This window comes from Actinoplanes ianthinogenes, assembly GCF_018324205.1.
Taxonomy (GTDB): Bacteria; Actinomycetota; Actinomycetes; order Mycobacteriales; family Micromonosporaceae; genus Actinoplanes; species Actinoplanes ianthinogenes.
Genome location: NZ_AP023356.1, coordinates 809635 through 824960, shown reverse-complemented (window position 1 = coordinate 824960; position 15326 = coordinate 809635). Strand labels below are relative to the sequence as shown.

Genomic DNA, 15326 nt, shown 5'->3' with positions numbered 1-15326 from the left:
CGACGGCCCTGCCGGGCTGCTCAGAGATCGTCCCAGGGCATCGCGCGCCAGGCCTCCCGCAGCAGAGCTGCGAACTCCGCGGAGTCGGGCAGGGTGGTTTCGCCGATGGTGGCGATGGGCTGGGCCGGGCAGCGGGAGTTGGCCGCGGCGGCGGCTCTCATGCCGGGCAGTGAGGCGGCGGTGAGCGTTCGTTGCTCGTCGGGGATGCCGAGCTTCTTCAGGCCGAGCCGCAACACCTGCATCGTGATGCCGGTGAGCTGCGGGGCATCCGGCCAGATCACCCGCTCGCCGTCCCAGAACGCGACGTTCCAGACCGACCCCTCACTGATCCTGCCGTCCCGGGCGACGAAGAGGGCATCGTCGAATCCCGCCGCGCGGGCCGCGAGGTAGTGATAGGTCAGGCCCAGGGTCGCCACGTGCTTGAGGTGCGGCAGTTCCCGCTCGTAGGTGACGGTCCGCACCCGCAGCGGCGCGCCCGCGGCGTCCGGGGCCGGCTCGGAGACGGACACCATGACGTCGACGCCCTCCGGGTCCGAACCGGCGGGGACGACGGTGACGCGAACCGAGGCGTCCTTCTGATCACCGAGCGCGTGCCTGACGAGCTCGACGATCGTGCGCTCGGAAGGCGCCGCCCGCTCCGGGAAGAGCTCCCGCGACCCGTCCCGGAGCCGATGGAGATGGAGCGCCAGACCGGCCACGGCGCGCTGCCGGACCTGCATCGACGTGAAGTGCCCGTAGTTCCAGGTCGCGACCCGATGGACCGCCTCGACGGAAGCCGGGCCGCCGTTGATCTCCACATGTGCCACGAGGCCATGGTGTCAGCCCGTGATTGCCCCGGCCGCGAGGTGGGTATTTGGCGGTTAATGCCTGATCTGCCAAGGAGTGTTCGCATGATTTTCAGCTTGATTCGGAAGTACGTGGTGATGGCGATCGCGATCCCGCTGGCGGCGGCAGGAGCCCGGAAGCTCAGTGACCGTCTCGAAGCGCGCCGCGGCTCCACCCGGGCGAGCCGGATGCTGCGACAGGGCGCGGATCTGGTGCAGGGCTTCCGCCCGCAGAAGAAGCGCCGCTTCTCGTTCAGCCGTTGATCGCATTCAGCCGTTGGTCGAACTGGCCGCCCGGCGCGTAGCGCCGGGCGGCGTCCGCACTCCATGGATCGCTGTTCGTCATCCGGAGAGCGTGCACATCCGGGGCTGTCCGCGCGACCGATTACTCCGATACGCTGCAAACACACAAGGCATCGTTGTTGATCAATGTGTTTGCCGATACGGGGGAAAGTGCGATGAGGCGTGTCTCCGCCGTGCTCGCCGCGATTCTGGCGACCACGTTGCTGCTCAGCGGATGCGGTGACGACGAGCAGCCGGACAACGGCAAACCCGCCGCTGACAAGGTCACCTATCTCACCGCGTTCGGCGCGGTGGGCCGCGACGCGTTCGCCTGGGTGGCGCAGGAGAAGGGCTATTTCCGGGACGCCGGGATCGACGTCACCATCCAGCTGGGCGCCGCGACCGGGGAGAACCTCAAGGTGCTCGCCGCCGGCCAGGCCCAGTTCGCCAACCTCGACCTGACCGGCACCTGGATCCTGGCCGGCAAGGGGCAGTACAAGGACGTCCGCACGATCGCCGCGATCCACCAGCAGACCCTGGTCTCGATCATCTCGCTGGAGGGCTCCGCGGTCGCCAAGCCGAAGGATCTCGAGGGGCGCAAGCTGGGCGCCGCGACCGGCTCGGTGAACCAGTTGCTCTTCCCGGCCTACGCGACGCTGGCCGGGATCGATCAGAGCAGGGTGCAGTGGGTCAACGCGCCGCCGCCGCAGCTGCCCGCGCTGCTGGCCAGCGGGCGGGTGGACGCGCTGAGCACCTTCCTGATCGGCGCGAAGGGCCTGGAGAAAGCCGCCGGTGGCAAGAAGACGATCGTCAACCCGTACAGCGCGTACCTGCCGGAGCTGTACGGCAACGGCCTGATCGCGCCGGTGAGCATCACCCAGGGCAACCCCGACCTGGCCCGCCGGTTCCGTGACGCGGCGCTCAAGGGGCTGGCGTACACGATCGAGCACCCGCAGGAGGCCGCCGAGATCATGAAGAAGGCGCAGCCCGCCGCGGACGTGACCGCAGCGGTCGGCGAGATCACGCTGATGACGCCGTACGTGAAGACGTCCGGGGTGATCGACAAGCAGCGGGTGGCCGGCGCCATCGCGACCCTGGAGAAGAACAAGCTGATCCCGCCGGGCAGCCTGACCCCGGAAGCGGTCGTCGACTTCGCGCTGGCCCCGACGGGCTGAGCCGATGACGACGCGGCGGGGGACGTACTCGTTCGACAACGACGACCCGATCGCGGCGCTGCGGCACGAGCTGCTCGCCGAGATCCTCGACCCGTTCACCGTCGAGCGGCTCGAGCGAGAAGCCGACCTCACCGGGCGGCGCTGCCTGGAGGTCGGCGCGGGCGGCGGCAGCATCGCGGCCTGGCTGGCCGCCCAGGGCGGCCAGGTGCTGGCCACCGACCTGAAGCCACAGCACCTGCGGGCCGGTGCGGGCTATCGGGTGCTGCGCCACGACCTGGTGACCGAACCCGTCCCGGAACCACCGTGGGACCTGATCCACGCCCGGCTGGTGCTGTCCCACCTGCCCAGCCGGGTCGACGTTCTGCGACGGCTGGCGGCGTCCCTCGTACCGGAAGGGATGCTCTTGATCGAGGAATGGGCGTCGGCGATCCGCGGGGTGGTCCTCGCCGCGCCGGACGCCAGCGCCGCTGAGCTGGTCGAACGCTATTACGACATCCTGGTGGGGCAGTTGCTGCCGGCGAACGGCAACGATCCGGCGTGGGGGTGCCGGGTGCACGCCGCGATGCTGGCGGCCGGGCTGACCGACGTGACCACCGAGGTGCGGGCCCGGTCCTGGGCGGGCGGCACGGCGGGGGCGCGGCTCATCGCGGTGAACGTCGAGCAGCAGCGGGCCGGCATGCTCGCGGCCGGGCTCACCGAGCGCGAGCTGGGCCGGCTGTGCGAGCTGGCCGAGGACCCGCGGCTGGTGGTGCGGGGGATTCTGACCTATTCGACGGTGGGACACCGCGCGTGAAAGCGGTCGCGCTGCCGATCGCCGGGGTGCTCGGCACGATCGCGGTGTGGTGGGCCGCGACCGTGGTGTTCGGCATCCGGCAGATCATCCTGCCCGCCCCGCCGGACATCGTGGCGGCCTTCCGCGCCCAGCCCGGATACCTGCTGCGCGAGACCGGGGCCACGGCGACCGAGACGCTGACCGGTTTCGGTCTCGCGGTGGTGGCCGGGCTGGTGGTGGCGGTGCTGCTGACCGCGTGGCGCGCGGTGGAGCGGGCCATGCTGCCGGTGCTGGTGGCACTGAACTCGATCCCCAAGGTCGCCCTCGCCCCGCTGCTGGTGGTCTGGCTCGGCTTCGGGTCCCGGCCGAAGGTCGTGCTGGTCGTGCTGATCTGCGTGTTCCCGGTGGTGGTGGCGACCATGGCCGGGCTCACCTCGACGCCGGCCGAGCTGGGCGAGCTGAGCCGTTCGCTGTCCGCGTCGCCCTGGCAGACGTACGTCAAGATCCGCCTGCCGTGGGCGCTGCCGCAAGTGTTCACCGGTCTGAAGGTGGCCGTCACCCTCGCGGTGATCGGCGCCGTGGTCGCCGAGATCAACAACCCGGGCAACGGCCTCGGCGCGGTGATCGTGCAGTCCGGCATGTCGCTGGACACGCCGCTCGCCTTCGCCGCGATCACCCTGCTCGCGGTGCTCAGCACCACCCTGTTCTACCTGGTCGTGGCGTTGGAACGGTGGCTGGTGCCGTGGGCGCGGGCGATCTCCGGATGATCGATCTGGAGCGGGTGTCGCGGACGTTCACCACCCGGGGCGGCGAGGTGGCGGCGCTGCGCGACATCGACCTGGAGATCGCGGAGGGCCAGTTCGTCGCCGTCATCGGCCGCTCCGGCTGCGGCAAGTCGACGCTGCTGCGCCTGATGGCCGGGCTGCTCGCGCCGACCGCGGGCCGGGTGACGATCGACGGCTCGCCGGTGCTGCGGCCGCGCCGGGACGTGGTGCTGATGCACCAGCTGCCCGCGCTGCTGCCGTGGCGCACCGTGCTGGGCAACGTCATGCTGCCGGTGGAGATCCAGCGCCTGCCCCGGGCCGAATACCAGGCACGGGCCGCGGAACTGCTGGACACGGTGGGGCTGGCCGGGTTCCACCGGCGGCATCCCTACGAGCTCTCCGGCGGCATGCAGCAGCGGGTGGCGCTCTGCCGGGCGCTGATCCAGCGGCCCCGGGTGCTGCTGATGGACGAGCCGTTCTCCGCCCTGGACGCGCTGACCCGCGAGGAGTTGGCCGCGCAGTTGCAGGAGATGCACCTGACCAGGCCGGCCACCACGGTCTTCGTCACGCACTCCATCTCCGAGGCGGTGCTGCTCGCCGACCGGGTCGTGGTGCTCAGCGCCCGCCCGGGCCAGGTCCGCCGGGTGCTCGACGTGAAGATTCCGCGGCCCCGGTCGTTCGGGCACAACGCGCACGTGGCGGATGCGGCCGCGTGCATCGCGGAACTGCACGACCTCCTGTACTGACGGGCGTTTTTCCCGGCCCGCCGGGATGGCTGTCCCTGTGCCCGGGACATTCCCGCTGGACATGCTCTGCGGCAGAACTCAGAGCTTCCGGGGGGAGGTAAGCCATGAAGAAGATCAACGTGCGTAAGGCCGGTGCCGTGCGCCTGACGAGTGCGGCGCTGTGTCCCTACAGCCCGAGCTGTGGTGTCGCCTGATCGAGAACCCGGGGCTCCCGCCGCATCGGGAGCCCCGCCCACCTTTCCAGCGGGAGACCAACCATGGCCGTGGACCTGGACCTGCCGGTGCGGATGCACCAGCTGACGATGCTCGACGAGGGCGACGACGTGACGGTCGGCCGGGCCGACATCGACGCCTACTGTGTACTCCCGGCCGACGGCGCGGCGCTGCTGCGTGAACTCATCGGGGGCATGCCGCCGCGGGTCGCCGCCGAATGGTACGAACAGGCCTTCGGTCAGCCCGTGGACATCGAGGAGTTCCTCGAGGCGATGGTCGAGATGGAGTTCGTCGCCGCGCCCGGAGAACTCATCGTCCTGAACGAACCGGTCCGCTGGCAGCGGCTGGGCCGGGCGCTGTTCTCACCGGTCGCGATGGCCGGTTACGCGCTGCTGCTGCTCGCCGCGGTGCTCGCGATGATCCGCGAACCCGCCCTGACCCCGCACTACAGCAACCTGTTCTTCTCGCCGTACGTGACCGTGGTGGTGATGGTCGTCTTCGTCGGCCAGTTCCCGTTCATCCTGCTGCACGAGTCCTTCCACGCCCTCGCGGGCCGCCGCCTCGGCCTGCGGTCCCGGATGGGGATCGGCCGGAGGCTCTACTTCGTGGTCGTCGAGACGTCGCTGGACGGGCTGGTCGCGGTGCCCCGCGCCAAGCGGTACCTGCCCATGCTCGCCGGGATGCTGGTCGACCTGGTGGCGGTGGCCGTGCTGACCCTGGTGGCCGCCGCGCTGCGCCGCCCGGACGGGACCGAGCCGCTGGTCGGCGGCATCTGCCTGGCCATGGCCTTCGCCACCCTGCTGCGCTTCGTCTGGCAGTTCTACTTCTACCTCCAGACTGACCTCTACCACGTGATCGTCACCGTGTTCGGCTGCGTCGACCTCCAGAAGACCGCCCGGCGGACCATCGCCAACCGGGTGAACCGGCTGCTCGGCCGGCGCGCCCACCTGCTCGACGAGACGGTCTGGCATCCCACCGACCGGGCGGTCGCCCGCTGGTACTCGTGGCTGCTGGTGGTCGGTTACGCGTTCTCCATCGGCACCCTGCTGCTGGCCGGGATCCCGGCGACCTACCACATGTTCAGCGTCGTGCTCGGCCACCTGTCCGACGGTTCCGGACTCGCCGGCGTCACCGACTCGGTCGCCTTCCTGCTGGTCAACCTCGTGCAGTTCGTGGCCCTCGGCTACCTGCTGTGGCGGGCGCGGCGCGACCGCGCGCCGGCGCCGGCCCACGTTCTCGACTGACTTGGAGCACACCATGAGGCACCTGACCCCGCCGGTGAACGCGCACCGCCGGCTGCGCGGCCCGTACACGATGGCCGGCACGATCCTGCGAGCCGTCGTCCCGCAAGCGCCGCCCGATCTGGTCGCGGCGCACGCCATCGAGATCCTGTCGGCGGCCCCCGAGCTGCACGGCGTGGTGCCGGCCGCGCCGGAGACGCTGACCGGGCTGGCGGTGCCGGCCGAGCGCACCCGCTACTACTCGCGGCTGCGGACCCGGCGGCTGGCGCACGGCATCACCGAGTTCCTCCGCGACCTGGCCGGCGAGCTCGGCCCGCGAATGCTGGTGATCGAGAACGCCGATCAGGCCGACCCGACGGACACCGAGTTGCTGACCGTCATGCTGCGCCGGCTCGACCCCGCGATGCTGTCGCTGAGATTCGTCGCCGCCGCGGCGGAGACCACTGACGCGAAGGCGTACGTCGACAGCGATTGTCTGTCCGAGGAGCCGGCCGCCTACCGGGCGCTCGGCCCGGACGAGCGCCGCCGCCTGCACGACCGGCGGGCCGACGACCTGGAACGCGCCGACGAGGTGTCGCTGCGGCTCGGCGCCATCCCGTACCACCGCGAGCGCGGCACCGACCCGGCCGTGCGGGCCGTCGCCGCCCTGCGGTTCGCGGTCGACCACTGCAGCGTCATGGGCTTTTACGACGCCACCATCGACCTGGCGCAACGGGCCCGGCGGCTGGTCGGCTGGGACCGGCCGGAGCTGCGCTACCTGTTCATCACCTCGCGGATGACCACCGCCCTGGCGGTCCTGGAGCGGCCCGCCGAGGCCGAGGTGCTCTACCAGGAGGCCCGTACGCACAGCGTGGTCCCGGCCGTCCACATGGGCGCCGCCTACGCGACCGGCATGCTCTACACCCGCCACCACCCGCCGGAGCGGCGTGACCAGGCGCTTGCCCGGGGCTGGGTCAACCAGGCCGTGGCGATCGCCTCGATCCTTCAGAACCCGCGCGAGCGGGTCTTCCAGGGCGTGTTCATGCAGAACGGCCTGGCCCTGGTCGAGGTGCACGACAACAACCTGCCGGAGGCGCTGCGCCTGGTGGACGACTGCATCGCCCGGATGGACGCGTTCTTCGAGCCGGGGGAGCACCGGCTGCACCGCTCGGTGCTGCGCTACAACCGGGGCCAGGTCAACGCCGGGCTCGGCCGGATCGAGGACGCGCTGGCCGACTACACCGCGGTGATCGAGGCCGACCCGAACTGGCCGGAGTACCACTTCGACCGGGCGAACCTGCTGCGCCGGCTGGACCGGGACGACGAGGCGCTGGCCGAGTACGAGACGGTGATGCGGCTGTCGCCGGCGTTCCACGAGGCGTACTACAACCGGGGGGACCTGCGGGCCTCCCAGGGCGACACCGAGGGCGCGCTGGCCGATTTCGATTACGTGCTGGAGCTGGATCCGGACTTCGTGGACGCGTACGTCAACCGGGCCGCCCTCCGGCTGGAGCAGGGGGAGCTGGACGCCGCGATGAGCGACGTGCAGGCCGGGCTCGCTCGCGAACCCGGCAACCCGCACCTGCACGTCATCGCCGGGAGCATCCGCGCCGAGCGCGGCGATCATCAGTCCGCCCTGGCCGCCTTCGACCACGCGGTCCGGGCCGACCCGGACCTGGTCACCGCCCGCTCCGGGCGCGCCGCGGTTGCCATCGAAATGGGGCAGAACGACCTGGCCGAGCGAGACTTGAGCCACGTCATCACGAAATTCCCGGCAGATCCGACGCTGCGGTACAACCGTGCCTTCGTCTATCGGCGCACCGGGAAGCGCGCACAGGCCCTGGCCGACCTGGACGTGGCCGCCGAACTGGCGCCCGACGACCCCGACGTGCAACTCGCCCGCGCCGAACTGGCAGGGCGATGACATGCACCGGAACCTGCGCGACGTGCTCGGCAAGTTCCCCACCGGGGTAGCGGTGGTGACCACCGTCCACGGCGGCCACGACGTCGGGCTCACCATCAACTCGTTCACCTCGGTGTCGCTGGTCCCGCCCCTGGTGCTGTGGTGCCTGCGCCGGGACTCGCGGTGCCACCCGGCCTTCGTGACCACGCCGCGCTTCGCGGTGAACGTCCTGGCCGCCGGGCAGCGGGAGCTGGCGGAGCGGTTCGCCGGCCCGGGGGACCGGTTCCGGGGGATCGCGAGCCGCCCCGGCCCGGAGGGCCTGCCGCTGCTGGAGGACGTGGCCGCGTACCTGATCTGCCGGACCCGCCGGCTGATCCCGGCCGGTGACCACGTCATCCTGATCGGCGAGGTGGTCGGGCACGAGATGCGGCCGGAGCCGTCGCTGCTGTTCACGGCGGGCCGATACAGCACGGCAGGAGCCTGATACCACTTCGCGGGCCATTTTCCCGCGTGTCCCAAACCCTACTGAACAGTGCCGGTCGCGGTCCGCGACGCCTACCGTCCTCGCATTCGCCAAGTGGGGAGTGGGTCGTTGACCATCGCTCGGTGGGTGCGCGAAAATCTGCTGCTCCTGATCATCGCTGTCGCCGTCGTCATAGCCGTATCGGTGGGCCAGCTGGCCGGGGCCAGCGCGATGTCCGCGGCCACCACCCTCTTCGTCGCCCCGGTGGCGGTGGCCTATCTGGTGATGGGCGAACTGGTGCTGGCCGCCGAGCCGGGCAACCCGGTCGGCCTGCTGATGCGCGTCGCCGGGCTGGTCTCCTGTCTCGATCTGCTGGCGCTGAGCTGGTCGGACTTCCTGATCCCGGCCTGGTTCAGCCAGTGGTGCTGGTGGCCGCCGTTCGGGCTGATCGCGCTGGCCCTGCTGGTGTTCCCGGACGGGCGGCTGCCCCGCCGGTACTGGCGAGTGGTCGCCGGCGTCCTGGCCGGTGGCACCCTGCTCGGCACGGCCGGGCTGGCGGTGGCCGCCGGTGATCGTCCGCGGGACATGCTGACCACCACCTTCGCCTTCGCCGGCCCGGCGCCGCCGGCGGTGCGCGCCGCGGTGGCCGGCATGATCGCGGTGGCCGCCGGGATGGTGGGCATGCTGCTGGCCCTCTGGCTGCGCTGGCGCCGGTCCAGCGGCGACACCCGGCGGCAGTTGGCCTACCTGCTCACCGCGGCGGTGCTGCTGGTCATCGGGCTGATCCTGAACACGCTCGGGGTGCCGGGCGCCACCGTCGTGGTGGCGCTGTCGGTGCCGCTCGGGATGACCGTGGCGATGGTCCGGCACCGGCTCTACGGGCTGGACCAGGTGCTGAACCGGGCGATGGTGTGGTCGCTGATGACGCTCGTGGTGATCGCCGGCTACGTGGTGCTGGTCGGGATGCTCGGCGAGGCGGTGCTGGGCACCCGTACCTCGGCCGCGTCGCTGGTGGTCACCGGCCTGATCGCGATGACCTTCGAACCGCTGCGCCGGTGGGTGCAGCGGAGCGTGGAGCGGCTGCTGTTCGGGGACCGGGACGATCCGTACCGGGTGATCGCGGAGCTGGGCGACCTGCTGGGCCGGGCGGTGGACCACAGCGCGGTGCTGCCGGTGCTGACCGAGACCGTCGCCCGCTCGATGCGCGTGCCCTACGTCGCCCTGGAGGTCCCGTCCGGTGACGGCACCCGGCTGCTCGCCGAGCACGGGCGCGCGACGACCGCGACCGAGCCGTTCGAGATGATCGCCCACGGCGAGCGGATCGGCCGCCTGCTCGTCGCGATCCGCAGCCCGAGCAGCCCGTTCACGGCGCCGGAACGCCGCCTGCTCGGCGACGTGGCGATGCAGGCCGCGGTGGCCGTCGACGCCACCCGGCTGATCCGGGACCTCCAGGACGCCCGGGAGCGGCTGGTGCTGACCCGGGAGGAGGAGCGGCAGCGGCTGCGCCGGGATCTGCACGACGGGCTCGGCCCGGCGCTGATGGGCATGTCGATGCGGGTGCGGACGATGAGCGCCGCCACCGAGCTCGCCGACGATCTGCGGGACTGCGTCGTCGAGGTGCGGCGGCTCGTCGACCAGCTGCGGCCGCCGGCGCTGGACGACGGGCTGGAGAACGCGTTGCGTACCGACTGCCGGAAACTGACCGAGGGCGGGCTGGAGGCGCGGCTGACCGTGATCGGCTCGCTGGACGACCTGCCCGCCGCGGTCGAGGTGGCCGCGTACCGGATCTTCGCCGAGGCGGTCACCAACGCGGCCCGGCACGCGTGGGCGCGGACCTGCGCGGTCGCCGTCCGCCGCAACGGCGGCCTGGTCCTGGAGATCGTCGACGACGGCATCGGGATGAACGGCGGCGGCGAGCACGGCGTCGGCCTCGCCTCGATGCGGGAACGGGCCGCCGAGCTGGGCGGCCGCTTCGACATCGGCGCCGGCCCGTCGGGCGGCACCGCGATCCGCGTGCGGCTGCCGGTGTCATGACGAGGGTGCTGGTGGTCGACGACCATCCGATCATGCGCCGCGGGCTCCGGGCGATCCTGGAGGCCGAGGCCTGGGTCGCCGAGGTGGTGGAGGCGGCCACCGTCGCGGACGCCCTGCGCACCGTCACCGGGGGACAGGTCGGCGTGGTCGCCCTGGACATCGCCCTGCCGGACGGCGACGGCATCGACGCGGTCCGCCGGATCGTGCGGGTCAGCCCGGTCACCCGGGTGCTGATGCTGACCATGAGCGACGACGAGGACCTGGTGGCCCGGGCGCTGCGGGTGGGCGCGCACGGCTACGTGCTCAAGGACACCGAGCCGGGCGCCGTGGTCGACGCGCTGCGGGCGGTCGCCTCCGGCGGCTTCGTGCTCGGCCCCAACGTCGGCGGGTCGCTGCTCAGCGGTGTCCGGCCGCGGCCGGCGCCGCTGCCCGCGCCGTTCGACGGGCTGCTGCCGCGCGAGATCGACCTGCTGGCCGGGCTGGCGGAGGGGGAGAGTTACGGCGAGATCGCCCGGCGCCTCGGGGTCAGCGAGAAGACCACCCGCAACCGGGCCTCGCTGCTGTTCACCAAGCTGGCCGTGGCCGACCGGGTGCAGGCCGCGTTGCTCGCCCGGGAAGCCGGGATCACGGGCGCCCGACGACACGCCGGGTGTTGACCACCGCCATCGTGCGGACCTCGTCCTCGCTGAACCCGGCGCCGAGCAGCCGGTCGGCGAGCAGCGCCAGCCCGTCCTCCACCGGCGGGTTGAACGGCTGCCCCAGGTCGCTGGAGAGCAGCGAATGCTCCGGCCCGACCGCCCGGATGTGCGCGAAGAGCACATCCCAGGAGACCTTCTTCGTGTACGCCGTGGTGAAGCACCGTTCCAGCAGCGCTCCGCGCGAAGCCAGCCGCCGCTGCGTCGCGACGTCCAGTTGCTGCGAGGTGAACTCGGGGTGGGTCACGATGATCCGCCGCACCCCGGCGTCCACGGCCGCGTCCACCGCCGCCACGATCTCCGGCCCGCTCAGGTGCCCGGTGGCCAGCACCATGTCGTGCCGGGCCAGCACCGCGAACACGTCGTGCAGCGCCGGCACGATCTTCCCGCCCTCGTCGACCACCTCGATCGCCGGCGCGACGATGCCCCGCGCGGCCAGGTCGTCCTGGAGCGCCGCCCACATCGGCGGGGTGGCGCCTTGGATCGCGGCCCGGCCGGCCCGCTCGTTGGCGCAGTCGACGGTCGGCAGCCAGACCACCCGCGCGCCCTGCCGCCCGGCGATCTCCACGGCCACCGGGTTGAGCCCGCCGACCGAGCCGTTCAGGGTGAGCGCGCCGAGCGCCTCGACCCCGGGCACCACGCCGCGGACCACCTCGGCGCGCTCCGCGGTCGGCACGTAGTGCGACTTGAGCACGAACCCGGCGAGCCCCACCTCGGCGAACCGCCGGGCCAGCGTCACGTCGTCGATCCGCCGCTCCATCACGTCCGGGGCGACGTGCACGTGCGTGTCGTATCCGCCGGCCACCAGTGCGCGGGCGCGGTCGCTGGGAATCGGATGCACGACCTCGACCATCGCAATCACCGACATCGTTGTCAACGTAGGCTGGGCGGGTGGACGTCACCGCTTACCTGGACCGGATCGGCGTCTCGCGCGCGGCCACGCTGCGCGAGCTGACCGTGGCGCACCAGACCGCCGTCCCGTTCGAGAACCTCGGCATCCACCTCGGCGAGACCATCTCGCTCGACCCGGACGACCTGTTCGACAAGATCGTGCGCCGCCGCCGGGGCGGCTTCTGCTACGAGCTCAACGGCCTCTTCGCGCTCCTCCTCGACGAGCTCGGGCACACCGTCGACCGGGTCGCCGCGCGGGTGCACCGCGGCGAGGGCCGGTTCGGCCCGCTCTTCGACCACCTGGCCCTGCTCGTCGACGACGCCTGGCTGGTCGACGTCGGCTTCGGCCGCTTCAGCTCCTATCCGCTGCGCCTCGACGACCGCGCCGGCCAGTCCGACCCGGGCGGCCAGTTCCGCCTCGCCGACACCCCGGACGGCGACGTCCTGGTGCACCGCGACGACGCACCGCAGTACCTCCTGGAGCGCCGCCCCCGCCCGCTGACCGATTTTGAACCCGCCTGCTGGTGGCAGCAGACCTGGCCCGGCTCCCACTTCCGGCAGAACCCGGTCTGCTCCCGCCTGGACGGCGCCGACCGCGTCACCCTGAGCGCCCGCATCCTGATCCGCACCGTCGCCGGCACCCGCGTCGAGACCGTGCTGGACTCCGACGAGTCCCTGCTCAGCGCCTACAAAACCCACTTCGGCATCGAGCTGGACCGCCTCCCGTCACTCTAGGTCCGCTTCCCGCACGGTCCGCCCATGTGAGGTACGCCCGGCAGCGCCCCGCCAAGGGCCGGCTGCCCGTGTTTAGTGCTCCTCGACCCCGGGGTACAGCGACGCCGCTCTCCACCCCCGAATCGAGGAGCGACATGTCCATCCAGGGAATCTTCTACCTCATCGCGATCATCCTGCTGGTCGTGGCGGCGCTGCCGATCACCACCCGCGGGCTCAACCTTGCGCTGCTCGGAGCGGCCTTCGCCCTGCTGGGCTACTCCTGGAACACCATCACCGGCTGAGTGCCGGCGCCTGCCGGACGGGGCGCTGACGGCGGCGGTGTGGCGTACCGGAGACAGCGGAGCGGGAGGGAAGCGGGCCCGGCGGCATAGGCATTGACAGGGCTCTTTGCCTGGTCGGACTATGGGAGCGCTCCCACCACCCCTGTCCCCATGGAGATCCTCATGTATGTGTCACTCCGGCGGCGCGCCGGCGCGGGCATCGTCCTGCTCGCGCTGGTCAGCGCCGTCGCGGGCGTGCCATCGGCCGCCGGCGCCGCCGCCACCGACGTCCGGGTCGACGTGGACGCCCGGGCCGGGCTCGCCACCGTCGGCGACGCCGCGCTCGGCGTCAACCACGCCGTCTGGGACTCGCAGCTCGGCACTCCGGCCGTCACCGACCTGCTCAAGGACGCCGGTGTGCAGATGGTCCGGTATCCGGGCGGCTCCTACGCCGACATCTATCACTGGCAGACGCACACCGCGCCGGGCGGGTACGTCGCGCCGAACACCGACTTCGACACGTTCATGGCCGGGGCGCAGCGGACGGGCGCCCAGCCGATGATCATCGCGAACTACGGCACCGGGACGGCGCAGGAGGCGGCCGACTGGGTGCGGTACGCCAACGTGACCAAGAAGTACGGCGCCCGGTACTGGACGATCGGCAACGAGAACTACGGCAACGGGCACTACGGCGCGTCGTGGGAGGCCGACGACCACGCCGACAAGAGTCCGAAGGAGTACGCGGAGAACGTCGTCGCCTACGCCACCGCGATGAAGGCGGTCGACCCGACGATCAAGGTGGGCGCGGTGCTCACCATGCCGGGGAACTGGCCGGACGGCATCGTGGCGTCCGGTGACAGCGGCACCTGGAACCAGGAGGTGCTCACCCGGGCCGGCGCCGCGATCGACTTCGTGGACGTGCACTGGTACCCGGGCGGGAGCACGGCGGCCGAGGGGCTCGGCAAGACCGCGCAGATCCAGGACGCGGTCTACCTGCTGCGCAGGCAGATCGACCAGTACGCCGGCGCCGGCGCGAGCCGGATCGGGATCAGCATGACCGAGACCAACGTGGACGTCGGACGCAACACCCAGCCGGGTGCGCTGTTCCTGGCCGACGTCTACAGCGGGCTGCTCGCCCAGGGCGTCTTCACGGTGCAGTGGTGGAACGTGCACAACGGCCCGGACAAGGCCACCACGATCGCCGGGCAGACCGACTTCAACGACTTCGGGCTGCTGTCCAGCGGGACCTGCACGGCGGACAACTCGGCCTGCGAGCCGCCGCTGAACACGCCGTTCGCGCCGTACCACGCGCTGTCGCTGCTCGGGGACTTCGCGCACACCGGGGACCAGTTCGTCGGGACCGGCAGCGACAACGCCCTGGTCAGTGCGCACGCGGTGCGGCGGGCCGACGGCGACCTCGCGGTCCTGGTGATCAACAAGGACCCGGACGCGGCGCACACCGTGTCGCTGAACTACCACGGGTTCACGCCGTCGGCGGCGGTGCCGGTGGTCGAGACGTTCACCAACGGCGCGGACGGGCTGACCAGCGGCGCGGCCGGGACGGCGGGGACGCAGACGCTGGCGCCGTACTCGCTGGCGCTGGTCACGGTGCATCCCAGCCGTACCGAAAACGCCGCGCCGAAGGCGCCGGGCCGGCTCGCCGCGACCGCGACCGACCGGACCGCGAGCATCTCCTGGGCCGCTTCCGGCCCGGGGCTGAAGTACGAGGTGTACCGGCAGAACGGCGGCGTCAGTGAGCTGCTCGGCGAGACGACCGGCACCTCGCTGACCGTGCCCAACCTGGTGCCGGGCCGGCGGTACACGGTCAACGTGCTCGCCCGGGACGGCGCCGGGCGGCTGTCCCCGGCCTCGGCGCCGCTGACCTTCACCACCGGCAGCCCGGCGGCCTCGTCGTGCACGGTCAAGTTCCGCGACACCAACGACTGGGGCAACGGGTACGTCGGCTCGATCGACATCACCAACAACGGGCCGGCCGCGATCAACGGCTGGACCCTGACCTTCACCTGGCCGACCGGCTGGCAGGCGCTGAGCAGCGGCTGGAACGCCACCTGGAACCAGGACGGCCGCACGGTCCGGGTCACCAGTGACGGCGGTCTGACCGCCGGCGCGTCGACGAGCGTGGGCTTCGTCGGCTCCTACAGCGGCCCGAACGTGCTGCCGGAGTCGTTCACCCTCAACGGCACCGTCTGCACCACCGTCTGATCTGCCCGGCCACGGCCCGGATCCGTTGTGGGTCCGGGCCGTGCTGCTTTCAAGGCGACCTCTGGGCTGACCACCATGGCGGACCCCGGCAAGGCCCGGGCCATACGCGCTGGTCAATCAGAGCGC

General features: G+C 71.8%; 15 protein-coding genes. 13 read left to right on the top strand and 2 right to left on the bottom strand.

The window, feature by feature from the left end:
* Positions 1-20: 20 nt before the first annotated feature.
* Entirely contained in the window at positions 21-806 is a 786-nt protein-coding gene (locus Aiant_RS03820; RefSeq protein ID WP_189330963.1) for an aminotransferase class IV, read from the bottom strand.
* Between the two features lie 84 nt (positions 807-890).
* Between Aiant_RS03820 and Aiant_RS03815 the strand changes: the two genes are divergently transcribed.
* The 10 genes from Aiant_RS03815 (at position 891) to Aiant_RS03770 (ending at position 11052) form a co-directional block, all read left to right on the top strand.
* On the top strand, positions 891-1088 hold the full coding sequence (locus Aiant_RS03815) for a hypothetical protein (protein WP_189330962.1): 198 nt from the start codon (positions 891-893) through the stop codon (positions 1086-1088).
* Between the two features lie 194 nt (positions 1089-1282).
* Positions 1283-2281: an ABC transporter substrate-binding protein gene (locus tag Aiant_RS03810; RefSeq protein ID WP_189330961.1), complete on the top strand. Its 999-nt coding sequence runs from the start codon at positions 1283-1285 to the stop codon at positions 2279-2281.
* Positions 2282-2285: 4 nt separating this feature from the next.
* Positions 2286-3074: a class I SAM-dependent methyltransferase gene (locus Aiant_RS03805; RefSeq protein ID WP_189330960.1), complete on the top strand. Its 789-nt coding sequence runs from the start codon at positions 2286-2288 to the stop codon at positions 3072-3074.
* Positions 3071-3820 (top strand): ABC transporter permease, encoded by a 750-nt coding sequence (locus tag Aiant_RS03800; RefSeq protein ID WP_189330959.1) that lies wholly within the window; start codon positions 3071-3073, stop codon positions 3818-3820. The genes Aiant_RS03805 and Aiant_RS03800 overlap by 4 nt, the downstream gene beginning before the upstream one ends.
* Positions 3817-4563, top strand: a complete 747-nt coding sequence (locus tag Aiant_RS03795) for an ABC transporter ATP-binding protein (RefSeq protein ID WP_189330958.1) — start codon at positions 3817-3819, stop codon at positions 4561-4563. Before Aiant_RS03800 ends, Aiant_RS03795 begins: the two co-directional genes overlap by 4 nt.
* Positions 4564-4820: 257 nt before the next feature.
* Positions 4821-6020, top strand: a complete 1200-nt coding sequence (locus Aiant_RS03790) for a hypothetical protein (protein WP_189330957.1) — start codon at positions 4821-4823, stop codon at positions 6018-6020.
* Between the two features lie 13 nt (positions 6021-6033).
* Positions 6034-7920 carry a tetratricopeptide repeat protein gene (locus tag Aiant_RS03785; RefSeq protein WP_189330956.1) on the top strand — a complete coding sequence of 629 codons (1887 nt, stop codon included), beginning with the start codon at positions 6034-6036 and terminating at the stop codon, positions 7918-7920.
* Between the two features lies 1 nt (position 7921).
* Positions 7922-8383 (top strand): flavin reductase family protein, encoded by a 462-nt coding sequence (locus Aiant_RS03780; RefSeq protein ID WP_189330955.1) that lies wholly within the window; start codon positions 7922-7924, stop codon positions 8381-8383.
* A 108-nt stretch (positions 8384-8491) separates the two neighbouring features.
* Entirely contained in the window at positions 8492-10396 is a 1905-nt protein-coding gene (locus tag Aiant_RS03775; protein WP_189330954.1) for a sensor histidine kinase, read from the top strand.
* A complete protein-coding gene (locus tag Aiant_RS03770; RefSeq protein WP_189330953.1) occupies positions 10393-11052 on the top strand; it encodes a response regulator transcription factor in 660 nt (219 codons plus the stop codon). The genes Aiant_RS03775 and Aiant_RS03770 overlap by 4 nt, the downstream gene beginning before the upstream one ends.
* Here the strand turns inward: Aiant_RS03770 and Aiant_RS03765 are convergent.
* Positions 11021-11959, bottom strand: a complete 939-nt coding sequence (locus Aiant_RS03765) for a DUF6282 family protein (protein WP_229830059.1) — start codon at positions 11957-11959, stop codon at positions 11021-11023. The genes Aiant_RS03770 and Aiant_RS03765 overlap by 32 nt on opposite strands.
* A gap of 23 nt (positions 11960-11982) precedes the next feature.
* Between Aiant_RS03765 and Aiant_RS03760 the strand changes: the two genes are divergently transcribed.
* The 3 genes from Aiant_RS03760 (at position 11983) to Aiant_RS03750 (ending at position 15200) form a co-directional block, all read left to right on the top strand.
* On the top strand, positions 11983-12717 hold the full coding sequence (locus tag Aiant_RS03760) for an arylamine N-acetyltransferase family protein (protein WP_189330952.1): 735 nt from the start codon (positions 11983-11985) through the stop codon (positions 12715-12717).
* Positions 12718-12851: 134 nt separating this feature from the next.
* Positions 12852-12998 carry a hypothetical protein gene (locus Aiant_RS03755; RefSeq protein WP_189330951.1) on the top strand — a complete coding sequence of 49 codons (147 nt, stop codon included), beginning with the start codon at positions 12852-12854 and terminating at the stop codon, positions 12996-12998.
* Between the two features lie 162 nt (positions 12999-13160).
* Positions 13161-15200, top strand: a complete 2040-nt coding sequence (locus tag Aiant_RS03750) for a cellulose binding domain-containing protein (RefSeq protein WP_189330950.1) — start codon at positions 13161-13163, stop codon at positions 15198-15200.
* The last annotated feature ends 126 nt before the right edge of the window (positions 15201-15326 follow it).

Bases quoted from the DNA above. Each gene is read 5' to 3' on its own strand.
- Aiant_RS03755 (WP_189330951.1), top strand. From the start codon at position 12,852: ATGTCCATCCAGGGAATCTTCTACCTCATCGCGATCATCCTGCTGGTC.
- Aiant_RS03765 (WP_229830059.1), bottom strand. From the start codon at position 11,959: ATGTCGGTGATTGCGATGGTCGAGGTCGTGCATCCGATTCCCAGCGAC.
- Aiant_RS03780 (WP_189330955.1), top strand. From the start codon at position 7,922: ATGCACCGGAACCTGCGCGACGTGCTCGGCAAGTTCCCCACCGGGGTA.
- Aiant_RS03750 (WP_189330950.1), top strand. From the start codon at position 13,161: ATGTATGTGTCACTCCGGCGGCGCGCCGGCGCGGGCATCGTCCTGCTC.
- Aiant_RS03810 (WP_189330961.1), top strand. From the start codon at position 1,283: ATGAGGCGTGTCTCCGCCGTGCTCGCCGCGATTCTGGCGACCACGTTG.
- Aiant_RS03785 (WP_189330956.1), top strand. From the start codon at position 6,034: ATGAGGCACCTGACCCCGCCGGTGAACGCGCACCGCCGGCTGCGCGGC.
- Aiant_RS03815 (WP_189330962.1), top strand. From the start codon at position 891: ATGATTTTCAGCTTGATTCGGAAGTACGTGGTGATGGCGATCGCGATC.
- Aiant_RS03790 (WP_189330957.1), top strand. From the start codon at position 4,821: ATGGCCGTGGACCTGGACCTGCCGGTGCGGATGCACCAGCTGACGATG.
- Aiant_RS03770 (WP_189330953.1), top strand. From the start codon at position 10,393: ATGACGAGGGTGCTGGTGGTCGACGACCATCCGATCATGCGCCGCGGG.
- Aiant_RS03795 (WP_189330958.1), top strand. From the start codon at position 3,817: ATGATCGATCTGGAGCGGGTGTCGCGGACGTTCACCACCCGGGGCGGC.
- Aiant_RS03805 (WP_189330960.1), top strand. From the start codon at position 2,286: ATGACGACGCGGCGGGGGACGTACTCGTTCGACAACGACGACCCGATC.